The organism is Companilactobacillus kimchiensis, assembly GCF_001438805.1.
GTDB lineage: Bacteria > Bacillota > Bacilli > Lactobacillales > Lactobacillaceae > Companilactobacillus > Companilactobacillus kimchiensis.
This window is the reverse complement of the sequence record NZ_JQCF01000005.1, coordinates 44,851-64,079: the sequence shown is the minus strand read 5'-3', so window position 1 is coordinate 64,079 and position 19,229 is coordinate 44,851. Positions and strand designations below refer to the sequence as shown.

The following is a 19,229-nucleotide window of genomic DNA, read 5'->3' as shown; positions in this document are numbered from 1 at the left end:
GAGTGGAACAGGACCAACTCGTTTTAACCAATTAATTTAAAATTTAAAAATAAAAGTGAGCTACCCAGGTGTAACTCATCGGGGCTATATGGAACAAAAAAGATAGCCCAACTTCAAGCACTGAACTATTTGTACAGTGCTTGAAGCTGGACTACCTCGTAATGTTTGTTTCATAGAACCCATTTTTAATGGCCTCAATTAGACCATTTATAGAGGAGTCTGCACAATGAGTAAATCAGTTTTAACAATCACTATGAACCCTTCTGTTGATATCTCTTACCCGCTAGAACATCTCAATATTAATACGGTCAACCGTGTCAAAGATGTTTCCAAGACAGCTGGTGGCAAAGGATTAAACGTTACTAGAGTTCTTAAACAATTAAATGTTCCTGTAACCGCATCAGGTATTATTGGTGGAACAATTGGCCAATATATCACTAATCAACTTGATGAAAACGACATCGATCATGCTTTCATGAAAATAAATCAAGAATCTCGTAACTGTATCGCTATCTTACATGATAACGGTGACCAAACCGAAATTCTTGAAGCCGGGCCAGTTTTAAACTCTGATGATGAAAATGATTTCTTAGATCATTTCGGCGCTCAAGTAAGCGGTTTCGACTTAGTAACGATTTCTGGAAGTTTACCACAAGGTCTTTCAGCTGGAATTTATTCCAAAATGATTGGTGTTGCCGCTAGACACAATGTCCCTGTTATTTTAGATAGTTCTAATGTAGCATTACGTTTAGCTCTAGAGAGCGATATTAAGCCATTTATGATCAAACCTAACCAAGACGAGATTGCCCAATTGATTGGTCAAAAAATAACTGATTTGGACGATTTAAAAGACAAGTTGGCGACTGAGGAAATCTTTAAAGGAATTCCTTGGGTAGTAGTTTCACTTGGATCACAGGGTGCATTTGTTAAATACCAACAATCCTTCTTCAAAGTAAATATTCCAAAAATTCATGCAATTAACCCTGTTGGATCTGGTGACTCTACTGTAGCTGGTTTAGCTGCAGGTTTGGTTAAAGATGAAAAACCAGAAGATGTTATGAAAAGAGCTATGACTGTCGGTATTCTAAATACTTTGCAAGAAAAGACTGGAAATATTGACATCAGCCAATATAAAGATTATTTTGAAAAGGTAGACATAGTTAAGTACTAAAGTTTAATTTATTATTCGGAGGAATGAATGTATATGACAACAGCAAAAAAGTACGCAGCACTAGAGAAAATGTCTGACAAGAACGGAGTTATTGCAGCTCTTGCTATTGACCAACGTGGATCACTAAAGAAGATGTTAGCCGCAGCCGCAAACAAGCCAGCTAACGAAAAAGATATCGTTGAATTCAAGAAAGCTATTTCAAGCGAATTAACACCCTACGCTTCAGCTATTCTTTTGGATCCAGAATATGGTCTTCCAGCATCAAAAGTACGTGCTGAAGGTTCAGGTCTTTTAGTTTCATATGAAAAGACAGGTTACGACGCTACTGAAGCAGGTAGAATTCCTGATTTAATCCCAATCTGGTCAGTACATCGTTTGAAGGAAGCCGGAGCAGACTCAATTAAGTTCTTACTATACATTGATCCTGATGAAGATGATTCAATCCTTGAACAAAAAGAAGCCTTTGTAGAAAGAATCGGTGACGAATGTGTTGCTGAAGATATTCCTTTCTTCGTTGAATTGGTTACTTATGATGATTCAATCGGTGATGTTAAGAGTGCTGAATATGCTAAAGCAAAGCCTCGTAAAGTTATCGATGCTATGAAAGAATACTCAAAGCCTCAATATCACATTGACGTTTTGAAGGTTGAAGTTCCTATTAACTTGGATTACGTTGAAGGATTTAACGGCGACAACCCTGTTGTTTACACAAAGGATGAAGCTATCAAGTACTTCAAGGAACAAAGTGACGCAACTAACCTACCATATATCTTCTTGAGTGCCGGTGTTACAGCCCAAGCATTTAGAGATGAACTACACTTGGCTAAAGATGCTGATGCTAAGTTCAATGGTGTTCTATGTGGCCGTGCTACATGGAGAGGTGCTATCGTACCATTCGCTAAAGACGGTGAAGAAGCCGGTAAAGAATGGATGAACACTGAAGGTAAGAAGAACATCGAAGATTTGAACAAAGTTCTTGCTGAAACAGCAACTTCATGGAAAGAAAAAGTTTCAAAAGACTAATTTAAAAATTAATTGAAGCCATCCCTTCGGATGTCTTTTTTGTTATATCTTTTTTATTCTAATTTTGTTATACTTAAAACGATACGTATTTAATAAGCGGTTATCTCGACTGCTTTGTATCAACCGAAGACTTAGGTGTGGTCACCTAAGTCTTTTTTTGTACCCTTTTTTCTAAGACAACTTGTCTAGCTTATATAAAGCTCTAAAATAATTATTTAATATTAAAGATGCTAATATCACTTTGAAGACCTGATTTATATTTTCAAAGGAGAAATTACATATGAATAAAAAAGTTATTGTTATTACTGGTGCTTCCAGCGGAATCGGCGAAGTTACTGCCAAATTACTAGCCCATCAAGGCAATGAACTGGTTTTGGGGGCTCGTCGGGAATCCCGATTACAAAAAATCGTTCAGGATATTGACGACACTGGCGGTTCAGCAATCTATCAAGTAACTGATGTAGCGGTTGCCTCACAGGTACAAAATTTAGCTGCAATGGCTTTAAAATTTTATGGTCGTATCGACGTTTGGATCAATAATGCCGGACTTATGCCTCGTTCTGAATTTATTAAGGGACGAGTCGATGAATGGGATAAAATGATTGATGTCAATCTCAAGGGAACCCTATATGGCATTAATGCTTCCTTAAAAACTATGCGCAATCAATATAGTGGTCAGATCATTAATATTTCATCCGTTGCTGGTCATGCCACTAGTATTGGGTCTGGAGTTTACTCTGCAACTAAGTTCGGTGTTAGAGCCATTAGTGAGGCCTTACGTAAAGAGGAAGCCGCTGCTAAAAGTAACATTCGGATAACTGTAATTTCCCCTGGCGCTATTGCTACTGAATTAACTGACCATATTAAAGACCCTGAAACTAAAAAAAATTTAGATAAATTTTATAATGACTATGCCGTTAGTCCAGACCGAGTAGCAAAGGCAATTGCTTTCACCATTGACTCTCCTGAAGACACAACTATGAACGAAATTGTCATTCGTCCAACTGCTCAAAAATGATTTCTCTAAGAATGTGATTAAATGTTTAGCATGTCTGAAGTGAGTAAAAAATTAGATTTACCAATCGCAACAATTCGTTATTATACCGATTTGGATATGGTCCCTTCCGTACAGAGAAACGATAAAGGCCAAAGAGTTTTTGATGATGAAGCTATCGTCTGGCTAGAAGGAATCAAGTTCTTGCGTGAATTAGATACACCTATCCCTGAAATAAAGGAATACATAAAGCTATGTCAGAAGACTGGTCTTGCCGCCTTAAAAAAGCGTCATAAAATCTTATTACAACAACGTGAACGGGCCGAATCTTCTTTGATAGATGCCCAATTACATTTGGATAAATTAAATCAACGTATTGAATTAGAAAATCAAATTATCCATGGAAAAAAACGTGATAGTTTAAGTGCTGCCCGTCGATTTTGCCAATAAACAATCGCTAGTGTCGTTATTCTTTAATGTATACATTATGTAAACAAATAAAATATATCCCAAAAATTCAATATATCGATTGATTTTAATCAATATATTCAAATTTAAATAAAATAATTTGCATAAAACAATATAATTGTTTAAACATCCTCCTGTACACTTATGGTGCCCAGTACTCGGAGGTCACGTTATGAAGAATAAAAAAAGCAAAGGTTTCCAAAAAGTAATTAAATCGCTCTTATTAATATTAGTTCCCTTGATACTAATTACTCTTACCTACTCCCGAGAACAACAAATAGCCCGTGCAATTGATGATGAAGTCGTTGTTATTCCACCAAATAAACCCCACGCCCCACCTAAAAAATTCCTGGGCATTTGGATGACAAATGGTTATGGACTTCAGCCCAATCCAGACTATTATACCGTCGTTGATTCACCGGTTACTTTAAGAACCGATGCTGGTAGATCTGTTTGGAACGTTATTTTGGGTATCTTTGACGGTGAACATTTTCGTTGGTCACAATCAACTGATGGTAAAAACTGGTCTCCTGTATCCAAAGGTGATGGTGGTTACAGAAAAAATTTTACAGTAACTCCTAATAAAGTAGGAACAGTTTGGTATCAATTAGATACCCAATACTATACTTATTTGACTGGATGGCTGGGTTTTAAAACTCACATCTACTCAAACGTAGCAGCTGTTCATACTTTACCTGAAGCAGTTAATGCACTCAAATTAGACGTTACCGTTGATGATAAGTACCTATATAACACCAGTGATCAATTATCTAATACTACTTACGCTCATGCCATACCAACACCAGCCAATGCCACTGGTGATATTACTTGGTCCGTAGATAATACTACCCTTGCAACAATTGATGAAAACGGAATGGTGACTGCCAACAACAAATCTATTTCAGGAACTGTTCGTGTTACTGGTACTTTTACCAATAAAGATGGCACATCAGTTCAGGATGATGAGGACATTATAATTGGTGGTGGTTTAGATGACCAAACTGTTGATTCCGGAGAGTCTGCTACCTTTACTTTGCTTGGAGATACTGGTGGCGATGCCGATGGGGATGACGACGATGGTAATGGAACTGTCACCATTGACTGGTATAAATATGCCCCAGGCGCTTCTAAGGGGGTCAAAGTATCGAGTGGCGACGAAACCTTCTATACCACACCTGCAACAACAATGGCTGATGATGGTTCATATTTCCAAGCTATTATTACTTTCTCAACAAGCAAGATAACGAAAACTATTACGTCAAACAAAGCTAAGCTAACAGTCATCCCTTCAAGTAAACCTGATATTGAAATTACCAATAAATTAATTAACAATACCTATCAACATCAAGATAATACCGATCAACATCTGATCGATTCTACTGGTGATGATAATATTACCTATTACGATAATCTGATCAACAAGAGTGATGACGGTGTTTTAAAAGATGGCTATTATGTCATCCCAATGTTACCTGGAACCAAGGTCAACAGTGTTGAAGTTGCTGGTGAGGAATTGACTACTGATGACTATCAAATCATTCCCGACTCTGACACGGGCTCTGATAATCTCATTCTAACCGTGGGAGATCTTAATCCTGATGTTAGCAAGGACATTGTCGTAAATACCACTGCACCTGACATCACTGCCAAGAAAGAATTCTCCTTCAATTCCTACGTTTATGGGGTGAATCATGACGGTGAAGTTTATCGTAACGAAGCTACTGATGAAAGAATCGACTACATCACAAATAAAATTTTTCCTAAAATTGAAGACATTGATTTTGGATCAATTTCAGCTTTTAGTAAAAGCACCCTCAAATACCGACCCGATACATTAAACTCACCTAATAGTATGATCAATGTTAATGATGATCGTCGCGAAAAGAAATCCCTCAAAGTTTTTGTAACTCAAAATGGTGAGATGATCAACGATAATGGTGATGTCCTAGCAGCAAGTTTGCGTTATTACGATAGTGGCAATCACTCTGATATTCTCAACAGTAAAACACCAATTTACCAAACTGACGTTGGCACAGCATTAGAATCTATTGACTGGGACAAAAAAGACGGTCTTCTACTCCATATCAATGACAATTATTTAAAGGGCGGCAAATATTCTACTACCCTAAATTGGAGTTTTGAAGATAGTATTTAACTAAACTGACTAGAATTTCGATATTTGTCAGTCAGTCAAAAATAAAATGACAAAAGCCATACCAAATTTAAATTGGTATGGCTTTTGTCATCGATATATTCTAAGAATGTTTTACATTGATAAAAACAAATAGCTAGTCTGTAGCGACAGGATAATAATCCCATTAATCTATAATTTAACCAATCTGACTAGTACCATCTGTATAATTTAAGGTAACTCCAGATTCAACATTAAAAATATAAACATTAAAATGAACTGAATTATTACCAATAGATTGAGCTTCCATTTGCACTCCCCGTGGTAATAATTCATCCCCACGAAAGACTGGTGTAACGCGATACCTAATATAATTTGAACTACTTTGTTTCAAATAATAAGCAACATCCATTTCATGTGCTAACATCTCTGGACTATTTAATGAACGCGTTCCTGTCATCAAATTCTTAGGATTATTATTCTGTCCTGTTAATTGATAACCAATCAAATGGCTACGATTATATAACCAACCTGAACTAATCTTTTTGTTGTGCCAGCCCGTTGGATTCCAGTTCAAAGGTGCTCGTTTAGCTGTTGGCATTAATGATACATTCAACAAAGCATTCGCAGCACTGACTCGATTTAGATTATCCAACTCACCATATTGTTGCCAAGCACCTTTTGTTGTACTCAAATCATCCTGACTAAACTTGGGATCATTATTATTAACAATAATCTCTTGAGTACCATTGTAATCAAGGTTCGCTACATCAGTATTACTAGCTGTTTGATTCTGTTTGTTGGTATGTTCATCGATATACTTTTGATCATCAGCAATCTGTTGTTGTAGTTTGGTAATAGACTTCTTTAATTTTTTATTCTTAGTTACTATCTTCTTGGTTTTTGTTTGGTATGAATAATTCTTAACGGTTTCGCTTTTTTCACTAGCTACTACTGAACCAGAATCATTTACCAATGCCATAGAAGGAACTACGGCTAAAAGTACCATTAATCTTGCTAACTTTTTCATTATACTTTTGACCTCCTATAGCCTGCATTGATAGCATCTTGTTCATTATTGAAATAAACCGCATTTGATGAATTCATATTATATCCCCGTTGACCTGGTACATGATAAATATGAGATTGCGAATTCCCAACAACAGTCCCAGTATCACCAGTATTCATATCACCCTTAGTTTGTGATGTTGTTTGTGATGTTGCTTGTGACGACTGTGCTTGGGTTTGTTGCGCTTGTTCCTGTTGCTTTTTGGCCGCTTTAGCCTGCTCTTCTTGTTGTTTCTGAGCGGCAGCTTGATCATCCTTGGCTTTTTGTTGAGCGGCGGCGGCATCAACTGTAATTTGATCCTTTTGTTCTTGGAGCTTGTCCTCTTGTTTAACTAACTTTTTCTTCTTAGCTATTAGAGCGACATTTTCCTTTTTAGCAATATTGTACTTCTCTTTACCTACATACTCTGTCTTTTTTACTACCTTTGTTGTATTAGAACTGTCAGCTTGTTTCTCAGTCTTCTTATGACCACTATCAATCCCCACAGCAAAAATAAATATCACAGCACTAATAATCAATCCAATTCGATAGCGTTTTTTCAAAGTTGCAATCTTACGTTTCTTGAACAATTTGACTGCATAATAAATAATCGCAATCAAGGACAATAGTCCAATAAATCCAGTCATCCCCTTGACCCCCTGTAATTGTTTTCACACTAATGTTATCGAATATTTTGTTCCCAAACAAGACAAAAAAATGGTTTGAACTGGACTAACCAACTCAAACCATCAATATTTTATTTCAAACTCTTCAAAACATTATCGCCAAGCATATCCACTCGCTTCAAATCATCAGCATCAGGATCCTTATCGATTTTCACAGAATCGGCAACTTGCTCACCATTGCTAGAATTTAATTCCATCGTAAAGTAATCAACTGCACGACCAAAGTGTAAATGATCCTTCGAACTTGATCCTAAAACAGCAAATTTAGTACCCTCTAAATCAACGTCTTTTAGATCATCAAAGAAATCCTGTGCTTCATCAGGCACTTCACCATCGTGATAAGTATACGTATCAACGATCAAAGCATCATAATTCACTAATTCAAAAGCATCAGCATCAATCATCTCTTGCAAGGTAACTTCAGCCCCATTTTTTTCTAAATAATCAGCCAAGTATTTGGCAAGCTTTTTATTACGACCAGTCATACTGGTATATGTTAAAAGTATCTTCATATTCTACCTACCATCTGACGCTAATGCGCTCTTTCGAATGTTTAGCATCAACAATTTCATCAACCATCGCAATGGCAAAGTCAGCATAACTGATCTCACTCTTACCGTTAGCGTCAAAAGTTAATACTTCGCCTGCTAAGACATACTTACCTGTTCTAGCACCTGTTGCATCAAACATTGCTGCAGGGCTGATAAAAGTCCAATCAAGTGTACTGTCCCGCAAAATATCCAATGATTTACCCATTTCTTCACTTAAAGGTTTAACCGCTTCAGGGAAATCAGATTGTTGGTAAAGTTGTTTTGTCTGAGCTTCATCAACAAACAATGAACCAGCGCCACCAACAACTAACAATCTAGTTTGACTATCTTTTAAAATCTCAATTAAATGCTCTGTGGCAGGAACGTATTCCTTAACCATTGGGCCAAAGAATCCTAAAGCATCCACTAAGACATCAAAATCCTTAATATCCTCAGCTTTTAAACTATAAATATCTCTTACCAAATATTTTTCGGTAGGTGATTTTTTAGCATCACGAACAATTGAAGTTACGTCTAGACCCCGACTCAAAGCCTCTTTAACAATCAAAGAACCCTCTTTACCATTGGCACCAATAACAGCTACTTTCATAATAACTACCTCCAAATTCTCTCAATAAGATTACTTTACACAATCGTAAGCCAAATCCCTAAGGATACGCTTACTTTTATAGTAAACTGATCCTACTAGGAGGCGTAATTTAATGGCATATCAAATTTATTTAGTGAGACATGGTAGAACTTGGTACAACGAATATGAAAAAATGCAAGGTTGGTCCGATACTCCTTTAACTAATGAGGGTGTTGAGGTCGCTCAAAAAGCTGCCGAAGCTTTGAAAAACGTTGATTTTGCTGCAGCAATGACTTCCGACATGAAGCGAGCTGTCGACACTTGCCGAATTATTACCAGAAGAAATAAAAATCATCTAGCTCCTCAAGAATTGGCTGAATTCAGGGAACAATTCTATGGTTATTTTGAGGGTCGTAGTATTGATGAATCATGGTTTGCTATTGGTAAACCACATCACGCCAGAAATTTTGGAGATATTGTTAAAAAATATGGTTTTGATGCCACGATGGATTTCGTTAAGGATGCCGATCCACTTCATGACGCCGAAAATGCTGAAGAGTATTGGAATCGCATTGAACGTGGTTTTAAGAAAATCGATCAAGTTGCTAAAGATGGTGACAAAATTTTATTAGTCACCCATAGTATTACTATTTTAGGTCTAGCCTATCGCTACAAAACCGATGATATTGAATTAAATGATATTCCTGCAAATGCTAGTTTGACGCTTTTGGAACGCGACAATGGTGTCAATAAAGTTACCAAGTACAATCAATCACTTATTTAGTGTAGTAAGATTAAATTACATACATTGAGGAGGATTTCATTTACTGATGGCAAAATACCAAATTTACTTAGTTCGTCATGGACGGACTTGGTTCAATCGTTACAACAAAATGCAAGGTTGGTCTGATACTCCCCTTGCTCCAGAAGGTGTTGAAGTAGCCCAACAAGCTGCTAAGGCTTTGAAAGATGTTGACTTTGCTGCTGCTTTTTCATCAGATGCCAGACGAGCAATTGACACTTGTAAAATGATTGTTGATGAAAACATCAACCACGATAAACTAGTGCCCCAAAAAATGATGGAATTTCGAGAAGAATTCTACGGTTATTACGAAGGTATGAATTCTCCTGAAGCCTGGTTCATGGTGGGACAACCACATGGTGCCAAAACATTTGCAGAAATCATCGCCAAACACGGCATGGACGCTACCAAAGATTTCATGAAAGAAGCTGATCCATTCCACGATGCTGAAAATGCTGAAGAATACTGGACCCGTGTTGATAGTGGTTTCGCTAAATTGGATAAAATCGCCAAAGATGGTGATAAAATCTTACTAGTTTCCCATGGAACAACAATTCGTTCAATTACTGACCGTTATAACGACGGTAACTTTGACGTAACGGTCAGCCCCAGAAACTCTAGTCTAACAAAGATGACTCGTGATAACGGCAAAAACACTGTCACTAGCTACAACCAAATGTTGAATTAAAACAGCAATTAAGGGATTCACAATAATGTGGTGTGATTTTTATTTTAAATTAATAACAATCAACCAGCTATCTAGTCTGGAACAACAAAGCCGATTGGCTCAGCAGTAAAATCAACTTTGTTGTGGAAGGCGGGATTTTTAACCGAACATCAGAAAGAACCTTTATTCAGTCAACACGGCGAGAAAATTTATTTGACAAAATAAAGAAATTAATATATTCTCAATTCATCAATTACTTGGAGGACAATGCTATGATTTTATTTACAACTCAAACATCATCATGTTGTTGCAGTTCGCATTCTATGCGTGCTGTCAGTTTGAGTATTTAAAATCAAGCTAGACTGTTAGTAATTCACGCGTAGGGTGCAAATCAAATTTGATTTGCACCCTTTTTTACGCCTAAAAACAAAGGAGAACAATTATGAAATTTAATACAAAACTTATTCATGGTGGTATCAGTGAAGATCAAACAACTGGTGCTGTTTCAATTCCTGTCTACCGTTCATCAACTTTCCATCAACACAAACTTGGTGCTGAGCCTAAATGGGAATATGCTCGTACTGGTAATCCCACTCGCCAAGCTCTAGAAGATTTAATTGCTGACATTGAAAATGGTAAGCGTGGTTTTGCTTTTGCCTCTGGATCAGCTGCTATTCACGCTACCTTCTCGCTCTTCTCAAGTGGAGATCATATTATCATCGGTAACGATGTTTATGGTGGTACTTTCCGATTAGCTAACAAAGTTCTTAAACGCTTTGGATTAGAATTCACTGTTGTTGACACGAGAGATTTAACTGCTGTTGAAAATGCTATCCAAGCAAATACTAAAGCTATTTATTTTGAAACACCCACTAATCCATTACTCAAAATCACTGATATCGCTGCTGTCGCCAAAATTGCTAAGGAACACGATTTGAAGACTATCGTTGATAATACTTTTGCTACACCATACAATCAAAATCCTTTATCATTGGGAGTTGATATCGTGGTCCACAGTGCTACTAAATACCTTGGTGGACACAGTGACGTTGTTGCTGGTTTAGCCGTAACCAATGACGAGAAAATTGCTGACGACCTAGCCTTTCTCCAAAATTCTATTGGTAGTGTCTTGGGCCCTGATGATAGCTGGTTATTGATGCGTGGTATCAAAACTCTTGGTGTCAGAATGCGTGTTCACCACGAAAACGCTAAGCTGGTTTATGACTACTTAACCTCAAACGATAAAGTTGCCAAAGTTTACTATCCTGGTAATCCTGATTCCATTGGTTATGACATTGCTAAAAAACAAATGCGTGGTTTTGGAGCCATGATCTCTTTTGAGTTACAACCTGGTCTTGATGCCAAAAAATTTGTTGAAAGTTTACAATTAATTGACTTAGCCGAAAGCCTTGGTGGTATTGAGAGTTTGATTGAGGTTCCTGCTGTTATGACTCACGCTGCCATTCCTCGAGAAATTCGTCTACAAAATGGGATCACTGATGAACTGATTCGACTATCCGTTGGTTTGGAAGACGAAGAAGATCTATTAGCTGATTTGAAACAAGCTTTTGCTCAAATTTAAAAACAAAAATAACATCCTTGAAAATAAACTTTCAAAGATGTTATTTTTTTGCATTTTATATTATTACAAATAATTTAATGAAATAATTTTTTTATTTGAAAAATTTTAAATAATCATTTTAAAATGTCCATATGTCAATAACCGCAGAATTTTAAATAATTCAAAGATTAAATAATCTCTAATTTATACTACCGATTTACTGAAAAATACTATAAACTGATACCTAAGTTCAAATTTGAAAGGAGATCTTTAACGTATGTCAAACTCATCCAAAGCTATTGAATCAAAGGCATTTTATGCTAATCCTAATCGATCAGTTGCCGTTATTAACTATAACGAGGAATATATTCAAGATATTTTTCAGTTAGTCAACAGCCAAGGTTTTCATAACCTAGTTGACCTTTATTTGTCTGAAAGCCAACTTGCTGTAACCAACAAAGTTGAGGGACTATCAAGTGATACTTACATCAATATCCTGAAGGCTATCCTAATTGATGATAAACCTACCTATGAAAAATACGGTAAAGAATTAATTCTTAAAAGTATTGAAGATTTTTATTCATACTACCGGTCATACTTTAGAGTTTCTCTGATCAACAAACACAACAGTGACATCGTTAAAGGTAATTTCATGAATATTGATAACCGTTATAACGAAGTCGTCCTTCATTTATATCGGGCCATTGAGGAAAAACTGCAAGGTTTCCCTAATCGGACTTATCGTCAAATCAACGCCGGTACTAATGCCTGCGTTTTAACACAATCAATTAAATGGAATACTCCAAAAAAATATCAGGCTCTGGAAAACATTCGTTTCTTGGATACAATCATGTTACGTCCACCAATGATGATGCACACTAAGAGTAACAAGCGTGAAGGTGTCTTCAGTGCCGTTGCCGACAATCCAATCGCTAAATTCGATGGTACTCAAAATGACTGGTACTGTTTCCCCGCTAAAATTGGTGAAAGTTTGGCTTTCATCTACTTCCAACGTGATTATTTTGTCAGTGGTATTGCACTAGCCAACTTATTTGAAGTCGCTGATGAAGCCAGTATCGCCGGTCAAAAGCCCGATGAAATCATTCTCTTTGGTCTCAAGAAAACTGAAGGCGACGTCAGTCATTATTATCATGATGAAGAAAATGATATCTGGGTCGGTGAAGTTCCTTATAATGACAAAACAACTTACTTCGGTTATATGAAGAAGATGTGCTTGACCGTCCATAACCTTCACATGATTTATGAGAATCGTTTGCCAATCCATGGTTCAATGGTTAGAATAAGTTTCTCCAATGGAAAAACTAAGTCAGTCGTTTTCTTCGGTGATTCTGGTGCTGGAAAGTCTGAATCAATTGAAGCTCTACAAGAAATTGCCGATGAAAAAATCATCAATATTGAAACTATCTTTGATGATATGGGTAGTTTTGCTTTTGATGATGAGGGAAACGTCTATGCTCAAGGTACTGAAACGGGTGCTTTCGTTCGCCTAGATGATTTGAGTAGTTCCGTGGCCTTCAATAATATGGATCGTGGTATTTACTTGAATCCAGAATTAAAAAATGCCCGAGTCATCTTGCCAGCCAACACTTACAAGCATGTAGTTGAACATCATGAAATCGATATGTGGGTTTATGCTAATAACTATGATGCTAAAATAGGTTTGCATCAATTCCCTGATGAAAATCATGCTAAGGAAACCTTTATCTCCGGAAAACGTAAAGCTCTTGGAACAACTGATGAAGTTGGTATGAGTACCACATTCTTCGCCAATCCATTTGGTCCTGTTCAAGAGGAAGCAATGACTCGTCCAATTATCGATAAAGTATTTAATAAACTCTATCAAGATAAAATCTATGTTGGTGAAATTTATACTCATTTGGGCTATGACAAATCCAAAGATAGCTTACATGAATCTGCACAAGAATTATTGAATGAATTAATGAATAACTAAAAAATGGAGCGTGCCCTATAAATTAATAAAGACCAATAAATATCGTTTCTTACTCATGATTGATTAAACGCCGTCGTTCGCATAAATTCTGATTGGGCTACCGACTAGAGTTTCTATTATTCGTTAGTTAGTCAAAAATAATATGACGACATTAAATTTATTTCAAGTTATATTAAAAGCCATACCAAAATTTAAATTGGTATGGCTTTTATCATCGATATATTTTAAAAATAAAGGATGAATATCTAGTATGTGGCGACAAAAATTTGGGGGCTCAGCAGTGCGAGTTCTCTTACCTAGCATACTTGGCTAGGTTAACGGAAGATGGCAGTATAATAATAACTCCATTAATTTACACTCTAACCGAGATATCAGTATGGGTCTTTTTGGATTAAAAATTTACACTTCTATTTCTTGATTGAATTATACTTTTGATTAATTTCAACTGTTAATTTTTGTAAATCTTTTGACAATGAATCAGTTTTCTTACGAACTTTAGGATTATTCAAAATATACTTTTCAGTACCTGTCTTTTTTACCCAGAAATTATATTTAGGAACATCTAAAGCATAAGAATTCTTCACTGTAAAACCACTTTGTTTCAAAGAATCGTTGTACTCCAACGGTTGATCCAATTGATTGGGAACTAAGCCTGTAATTATTTTAGTTCCAATGCTGGGCAACGGAAATTCATCGTTCTTGACTAACATTTCATGATCAAAATCTTTCGGTTTGCTCATATTGGCGTACCAATGGTCAAAAGAAACTAATCCACCATCAAAAACGACATAAATATTTTTCCCTTGAAGCGATTTATCCCCACTTAAAACTTTATCGATATGGATTGTTGCCTTTGTATACGCCATATTTTTTGGACTATTCATTTTTTGAAGATTGTAAACAGTTCCCTTAATAAAAGCCTTATTATGATTTTTCAACTGATCCATGGACGTTCCTACATAGCCATCATCACTGTCAAAGCCATCCCTATGAATTACATCGGCTTTACGTAGCTGTTTGTTCCAAAGATTCTGATTCTTTTTAATTATTGTAGCCGACTTCTGAACGTTACTCGTCTGTTTCTGCTGCACTGTCGTACTTTTCAGTGCATTCACACTGTATGCGGATAACGGTAATACAAATACTAATAAAGCTAAAATCATTAGTGTTTTTCTCATCGCAGTTCTCCTCGTTTGCCATTATCGCACGTGTTACAAGATTGTTGTACCGCGATTATTTTATATAAATTAGAGATTTTTTTGTGGTCAGCTTAACAAAAAAACACCCACAAAAATAGTATTAAAACCATTTTTATAGGTGTTTTCATTTATTTATTAATCAATTTCAAAATATCTTTTCGATAATTATCAATTTTCTTCTCTAGTTCAAAATCATTTAATTCTTCCAAATTAATATTCTGAAAGGGATTATCTTGAATCTTAGTAATTTTTTTATCATGTGCATTCATAATGGCAATTTTATTGCCACAACGAATCGCTTCATTTAAATCATGGGTAATCATAAAGATACTGGTTTTCTCTTGTTGCCAAATATCCAAAATCAACTTCTGCATTTTGGCTCTAGTGAAAGCATCCAAGGCCCCGAAAGGTTCATCCATTAATAGCAAGGGCGACTTATTAGCTAAAACACGAGCAATAGCCACACGTTGTCTCATTCCACCAGATAATTCAAAAGTTTTCATATTATTTTGATTACTTAAACCAATCAAATCCAATAAATATTTGACTCTCTGATCAATCTCTACTGATGAAAATTTACGAGCTTTTAAACCGAAACCGACATTTTCTTTAACAGTAAACCAAGGATATAGTGAAGAATTCTGAAAAACAACTCCGCGGCGCCAATCAGGACCAGTTATAGTTTCATTATTCATCGTCAACAATCCATCCGCCTGAATAAAACCAGCCAAGGCTTGTAGGATAGTGCTCTTGCCACAACCGGAAGGGCCCACTAGGACAAATATTTCATTATCGGCAATCGTGAAATTAGTGTCTTTAATCACAGTTTCATCAGAATTAGGATATTTAATTGAAAGATTCTCAGCTCTAACTAATTCCATTCTAATTACCTCCTGCATAAACAAATTCCTGAAATTGCTTCAAACTAGGGGCATAACTGATGGTTTGTTGACCATACATAAATTTTCCAGCCCGTTGCATTGCCAGTATAAATTGTCCTGGTTCTTGTTCATTTCCTAAATAATCCTTGGAGTATTCTTCATTCAAAGAAATCCACTTCGTACCCTTTATTTGTTTAGCCGCATCACTTTGACTAATACCAGTTTGTTTAGCCGCCGATTCAACTGTCATCTGATAATTATCTTTTCGTAATCGATGTGTTTTTGCCAATACTTGAACAACTTTTCTAACCTCATTCGGATGTGCCTTCAAAAACACTTTGCTGACTAGGGTAATATTAGCCGTCGAGTACCCTTTTTTGAACAAATCAGAACTATCCGTCAAAACTTGACCATTATTTTGTAATTGCGATAAAGTTGGCTGCCAAGTGTATGCAGCGTCAATGTTTCCACGTTTCCAAGCTGCTACTATATTTTGAGTATCCATATCCAATAATTTAACTTTATTTTCCAGACCAGCATTTCTTAAAGTTATCATCAAACTATAATGCGACGTCGAAGCAAACGGTGTAGCAATTTTTTTACCTTTTAAATCTGCTATCGATTTAATGCCAGAATTTTTTCTAACGATTAAACACTCATTACTACCACAGATCTCATTAATCCAAAGAAGTTTAACTGGAATCCCCGCTGTTAAAGCGACAATCCCATTTGTATCCCCCATTGTTGCAAAATCGACTCCTCCAGACATCAATGCTTTATTAGCATCGACTCCAGAATCGAAAGTGATAAAAGTGATTTTTTTATTAGGAAAGGCTTTTTGAAAATAATTTTTATTTCGTGCTACAGCCACATCATTTGGTGTATTCAAAATTCCAATACGAATTTCATTAGTTTGAAGGTTATCATTGGAAGAACAACTAACCAGACTGAATGTTAAAATCATCAACAAATCCACTAGAATAAAACGGATAAATCTTTTCATCAGTTTTTACCCTTCCAAAAAATCCACTTCTTCTCGAGTAATTGAAGCAACCAATCTAATAATAATCCTAGTCCCCCTAAGATAAATATACCTAAAAACATCACACTACTCTTCAAATATTTTGATGCATCTATTACCATCCAACCAATTCCTGAAGTTGAAGCAACCATTTCAGCCGCTACCAAAGTAGAAAACGAAACTCCCATCGCCGTTCTGATCCCAGTAAAAATATCTGGTAAAGCTCCCGGAAAAATTACCCATTTAAAAATGAACCACTTATTAGCACCTAACGACTTAGCGCTCAAAATATAATCCTGATTAATATGTTTTACCCCTTCAACACAAGCTAGATAAATCGGTGCAAAAGCTGCCAGATACAAAAGAATTATCTTGGAACCTTCACCAATTCCAATCCACAGAATTAAAATTGTGTAATAAGCCAGTGGCGGAATAGGACGATAAAATTGAATCAACGAGTCTACTAACGAATGAACTAACTCTGACATTCCTGAAGCTAGCCCCAACGGTACCGCTGTTAAAATTGCTAATATCAAGGCTGAGAATAATCGAAATAGGGTAATTCCTAAATGTTGCCAAAACGAAATATTATTATAGCCATGTTGCAGAATGCTGATAAAAGTTGACCAAACTGCTTGTGGTGACGGAAAAAGAATTGGTGAAACTAATTTCAAATTAGTTACCAAGAACCAAATTGCCAACAAAACGATCCAAACACAAGTTGTTATTAGTAGCGATCTCTTCTTCATCCCATCACCTCCCTACTTATTACAATAGATCAAAACGATAATTTGTCACGATAGGTTTGCGGTCAGTTGTTTGATCTTTGAAGTATTCATATTCACAAATTTCCAAATATGATCCAGAAATATTGATAACATTCTTGTAGCCACGGTTATTTAAAGCTCGAACCATGTTGTAGCTACGTTGACCTGACAAGCAGTGAACATAAACCGGACGATCAGTTGGAATTTCCTCTAAGCGTTGACGGAATTGGCTCAATGGAATATTAATAGCTGAAGTAATGTGACCTTCTGCATATTCAGCAGGTTCACGGGCATCAATAATGAAGGCACCTTTTTCAATTAACTTACGAACTTCACTAACTTGAACTTGTTGATATTCACCATTCAAAACATTTTCAGCCACTAAAGCAGCCATATCAACCGCGTTTTTAGCAGTACTGAACCATGGTGAGTAACAAACTTCAAGATGTGTTAAATCAGAAATATGACCGTGCATTGAAATCATAGTGGCTACAATATCAACTTGCTTATCAACATCAGATTTACCAAGAGCTTGAGCACCTAATACTTCTCCACTTGGATATCCAAAGATTAATTTCATATAAAGTGGTGTGGCATCTGGCATCAAACCAACTCGACTCTTCGGAATAACTGTTACTGCACGATAATCGATACCATCTTTTTGACATTCAACTTCTGTTAAACCAGTTGAAGCAACATTGATATCAAAGATATGAATTGCTTGTGAACCAATAACGCCTCTATTTTCAACTGTACGATCATAGATATGATCAATTGCATCACGAGCTTCCATTTGAGCTGGGAAAGCTAAGGCTAAACGAGTCTTTTTACGAGTTATCATATGACTGACTTCAATCGCATCACCAACAGCGTAGATATTAGGGATTGTTGTTTGATAATGTTGATCAACGGCAATCCCACCAGTTAGGCCTAATTTGCAACCAATTTTACTTGCTAAAGCTGTGTCTGGTTTAACCCCAATAGCAACGATAACCGCTTGAGCTTTAATTTCACGACCTGAGCCTAACTTTACATTCTCGTCAGTAATTTCTGCTAAACCATCATCTAAAACAACATTTACACCATGATCGAACAATTCTTTGTGGACCATTTCGGCAAAATCATCGTCGATCGTACCCATAACGTGACTTGATGCTTCAATCAATGATACATTTTTATCAGTTTGAGCTAGATTCTCACAGACTTCCAAACCGATAAAACCACCACCAATAATGGCCACATCAGTTACTTTGTTTACATCTAAATAAGTTTGGATTTTCTTAATATCGACGACGTTTCTAACTGAGAAAACATTATCGTGATCAATGCCTTTAATACAGCTTGGCATAATTGGATTAGCACCTGGTGACAAAATCAGTTCATCATAGGCTACACGCTTCAACTCACCCGTCTGAGTATTTTTAACTTCAACTTCCTTTTTATCGGGATCAACATTGATAACTTCTGAGTTAACTTCAGCATCAATATTATATTGATTCTTGAATTGATCTGGTGTCATCAGGACGATACTGTCAGCATCTGGTACCAAGCCACTCAAGTGGTAAGGCAATGAACAGTTGGAGAATGATACATTAGGTCCCTTTTCAAACATTGTAATATCAGCAAATTCATCTAAACGACGGGCACGAGCAGCGGCAGATGCACCACCAGCAACTCCTCCGACTACTACGATTTTTTTGTTATCCATAATTTAAAATC

18 protein-coding genes are annotated in these 19,229 nt (G+C 36.4%); 9 read left to right on the top strand and 9 right to left on the bottom strand.

Features of this window, described 5'->3' with window-relative positions; genetic code table 11:
* The first annotated feature begins 226 nt into the window (after positions 1-226).
* The 5 genes from IV57_RS04050 to IV57_RS04030 all read left to right on the top strand — a co-directional run bounded on the left by IV57_RS04050 (position 227) and on the right by IV57_RS04030 (position 5,811).
* The gene (locus tag IV57_RS04050) at positions 227-1,171 is read left to right on the top strand and encodes a hexose kinase (RefSeq protein WP_057880224.1); all 945 of its coding nucleotides are present in this window, start codon (positions 227-229) and stop codon (positions 1,169-1,171) included.
* Positions 1,172-1,198: 27 nt separating this feature from the next.
* Positions 1,199-2,194, top strand: coding sequence for a tagatose-bisphosphate aldolase (gene lacD / locus IV57_RS04045; protein ID WP_057880223.1), 996 nt, complete (start codon positions 1,199-1,201; stop codon positions 2,192-2,194).
* A gap of 280 nt (positions 2,195-2,474) precedes the next feature.
* On the top strand, positions 2,475-3,212 hold the full coding sequence (locus tag IV57_RS04040) for an SDR family oxidoreductase (RefSeq protein WP_057880222.1): 738 nt from the start codon (positions 2,475-2,477) through the stop codon (positions 3,210-3,212).
* 21 nt (positions 3,213-3,233) lie between these two features.
* On the top strand, positions 3,234-3,638 hold the full coding sequence (locus IV57_RS04035) for a MerR family transcriptional regulator (protein ID WP_057880221.1): 405 nt from the start codon (positions 3,234-3,236) through the stop codon (positions 3,636-3,638).
* A gap of 190 nt (positions 3,639-3,828) precedes the next feature.
* A complete protein-coding gene (locus IV57_RS04030; RefSeq protein WP_057880220.1) occupies positions 3,829-5,811 on the top strand; it encodes an Ig-like domain-containing protein in 1,983 nt (660 codons plus the stop codon).
* Positions 5,812-5,986: 175 nt separating this feature from the next.
* Here the strand turns inward: IV57_RS04030 and IV57_RS04025 are convergent, their stop codons facing one another.
* The 4 genes from IV57_RS04025 to IV57_RS04010 form a co-directional block, all read right to left on the bottom strand.
* The gene (locus IV57_RS04025) at positions 5,987-6,817 is read right to left on the bottom strand and encodes a DNA/RNA non-specific endonuclease (protein WP_057880219.1); all 831 of its coding nucleotides are present in this window, start codon (positions 6,815-6,817) and stop codon (positions 5,987-5,989) included.
* Positions 6,817-7,482 (bottom strand): sunset domain-containing protein, encoded by a 666-nt coding sequence (locus IV57_RS04020; RefSeq protein WP_057880218.1) that lies wholly within the window; start codon positions 7,480-7,482, stop codon positions 6,817-6,819. The genes IV57_RS04025 and IV57_RS04020 overlap by 1 nt, the downstream gene beginning before the upstream one ends.
* Positions 7,483-7,592: 110 nt before the next feature.
* Positions 7,593-8,033 carry a flavodoxin domain-containing protein gene (locus tag IV57_RS04015; RefSeq protein WP_057880217.1) on the bottom strand — a complete coding sequence of 147 codons (441 nt, stop codon included), beginning with the start codon at positions 8,031-8,033 and terminating at the stop codon, positions 7,593-7,595.
* A 7-nt stretch (positions 8,034-8,040) separates the two neighbouring features.
* On the bottom strand, positions 8,041-8,661 hold the full coding sequence (locus IV57_RS04010) for an NAD(P)-dependent oxidoreductase (protein ID WP_057880216.1): 621 nt from the start codon (positions 8,659-8,661) through the stop codon (positions 8,041-8,043).
* 112 nt (positions 8,662-8,773) lie between these two features.
* On the opposite strand from IV57_RS04010, the gene IV57_RS04005 reads away from it, so the two are divergent.
* The 4 genes from IV57_RS04005 to IV57_RS03990 all read left to right on the top strand — a co-directional run bounded on the left by IV57_RS04005 (position 8,774) and on the right by IV57_RS03990 (position 13,642).
* Entirely contained in the window at positions 8,774-9,424 is a 651-nt protein-coding gene (locus tag IV57_RS04005) for a histidine phosphatase family protein (RefSeq protein WP_057880215.1), read from the top strand.
* Between the two features lie 46 nt (positions 9,425-9,470).
* Complete coding sequence (locus tag IV57_RS04000; protein ID WP_057880214.1) at positions 9,471-10,130, top strand: histidine phosphatase family protein; 660 nt, start codon at positions 9,471-9,473, stop codon at positions 10,128-10,130.
* 421 nt (positions 10,131-10,551) lie between these two features.
* Positions 10,552-11,691, top strand: a complete 1,140-nt coding sequence (locus tag IV57_RS03995) for a trans-sulfuration enzyme family protein (RefSeq protein WP_057880213.1) — start codon at positions 10,552-10,554, stop codon at positions 11,689-11,691.
* A 256-nt stretch (positions 11,692-11,947) separates the two neighbouring features.
* Positions 11,948-13,642, top strand: a complete 1,695-nt coding sequence (locus IV57_RS03990) for a hypothetical protein (protein ID WP_057880212.1) — start codon at positions 11,948-11,950, stop codon at positions 13,640-13,642.
* Positions 13,643-14,049: 407 nt separating this feature from the next.
* On the opposite strand, the gene IV57_RS03985 is transcribed toward IV57_RS03990, so the two are convergent.
* From IV57_RS03985 to IV57_RS03965, 5 genes are all read right to left on the bottom strand, one after another.
* On the bottom strand, positions 14,050-14,820 hold the full coding sequence (locus tag IV57_RS03985) for a hypothetical protein (protein WP_057880211.1): 771 nt from the start codon (positions 14,818-14,820) through the stop codon (positions 14,050-14,052).
* 149 nt (positions 14,821-14,969) lie between these two features.
* Positions 14,970-15,722 carry an ABC transporter ATP-binding protein gene (locus IV57_RS03980; RefSeq protein WP_057880210.1) on the bottom strand — a complete coding sequence of 251 codons (753 nt, stop codon included), beginning with the start codon at positions 15,720-15,722 and terminating at the stop codon, positions 14,970-14,972.
* Between the two features lies 1 nt (position 15,723).
* The gene (locus IV57_RS03975) at positions 15,724-16,725 is read right to left on the bottom strand and encodes a taurine ABC transporter substrate-binding protein (protein WP_057880209.1); all 1,002 of its coding nucleotides are present in this window, start codon (positions 16,723-16,725) and stop codon (positions 15,724-15,726) included.
* The gene (locus tag IV57_RS03970) at positions 16,725-17,492 is read right to left on the bottom strand and encodes an ABC transporter permease subunit (RefSeq protein WP_057880208.1); all 768 of its coding nucleotides are present in this window, start codon (positions 17,490-17,492) and stop codon (positions 16,725-16,727) included. The genes IV57_RS03975 and IV57_RS03970 overlap by 1 nt, the downstream gene beginning before the upstream one ends.
* Before the next feature lie 19 nt (positions 17,493-17,511).
* Positions 17,512-19,218, bottom strand: coding sequence for an FAD-dependent oxidoreductase (locus IV57_RS03965; RefSeq protein ID WP_057880207.1), 1,707 nt, complete (start codon positions 19,216-19,218; stop codon positions 17,512-17,514).
* Positions 19,219-19,229: the final 11 nt, after the last annotated feature.

Excerpts from the sequence above, each read along its gene's own strand:
- lacD (WP_057880223.1), top strand. The coding sequence starts at position 1,199 with ATGTATATGACAACAGCAAAAAAGTACGCAGCACTAGAGAAAATGTCT.
- IV57_RS03985 (WP_057880211.1), bottom strand. The coding sequence starts at position 14,820 with ATGAGAAAAACACTAATGATTTTAGCTTTATTAGTATTTGTATTACCG.
- IV57_RS04010 (WP_057880216.1), bottom strand. The coding sequence starts at position 8,661 with ATGAAAGTAGCTGTTATTGGTGCCAATGGTAAAGAGGGTTCTTTGATT.
- IV57_RS04050 (WP_057880224.1), top strand. The coding sequence starts at position 227 with ATGAGTAAATCAGTTTTAACAATCACTATGAACCCTTCTGTTGATATC.
- IV57_RS03970 (WP_057880208.1), bottom strand. The coding sequence starts at position 17,492 with ATGAAGAAGAGATCGCTACTAATAACAACTTGTGTTTGGATCGTTTTG.
- IV57_RS04000 (WP_057880214.1), top strand. The coding sequence starts at position 9,471 with ATGGCAAAATACCAAATTTACTTAGTTCGTCATGGACGGACTTGGTTC.
- IV57_RS04030 (WP_057880220.1), top strand. The coding sequence starts at position 3,829 with ATGAAGAATAAAAAAAGCAAAGGTTTCCAAAAAGTAATTAAATCGCTC.
- IV57_RS03995 (WP_057880213.1), top strand. The coding sequence starts at position 10,552 with ATGAAATTTAATACAAAACTTATTCATGGTGGTATCAGTGAAGATCAA.
- IV57_RS03990 (WP_057880212.1), top strand. The coding sequence starts at position 11,948 with ATGTCAAACTCATCCAAAGCTATTGAATCAAAGGCATTTTATGCTAAT.
- IV57_RS04035 (WP_057880221.1), top strand. The coding sequence starts at position 3,234 with ATGTTTAGCATGTCTGAAGTGAGTAAAAAATTAGATTTACCAATCGCA.
- IV57_RS04040 (WP_057880222.1), top strand. The coding sequence starts at position 2,475 with ATGAATAAAAAAGTTATTGTTATTACTGGTGCTTCCAGCGGAATCGGC.
- IV57_RS03980 (WP_057880210.1), bottom strand. The coding sequence starts at position 15,722 with ATGGAATTAGTTAGAGCTGAGAATCTTTCAATTAAATATCCTAATTCT.
- IV57_RS03975 (WP_057880209.1), bottom strand. The coding sequence starts at position 16,725 with ATGAAAAGATTTATCCGTTTTATTCTAGTGGATTTGTTGATGATTTTA.
- IV57_RS04020 (WP_057880218.1), bottom strand. The coding sequence starts at position 7,482 with ATGACTGGATTTATTGGACTATTGTCCTTGATTGCGATTATTTATTAT.
- IV57_RS04005 (WP_057880215.1), top strand. The coding sequence starts at position 8,774 with ATGGCATATCAAATTTATTTAGTGAGACATGGTAGAACTTGGTACAAC.
- IV57_RS03965 (WP_057880207.1), bottom strand. The coding sequence starts at position 19,218 with ATGGATAACAAAAAAATCGTAGTAGTCGGAGGAGTTGCTGGTGGTGCA.
- IV57_RS04015 (WP_057880217.1), bottom strand. The coding sequence starts at position 8,033 with ATGAAGATACTTTTAACATATACCAGTATGACTGGTCGTAATAAAAAG.
- IV57_RS04025 (WP_057880219.1), bottom strand. The coding sequence starts at position 6,817 with ATGAAAAAGTTAGCAAGATTAATGGTACTTTTAGCCGTAGTTCCTTCT.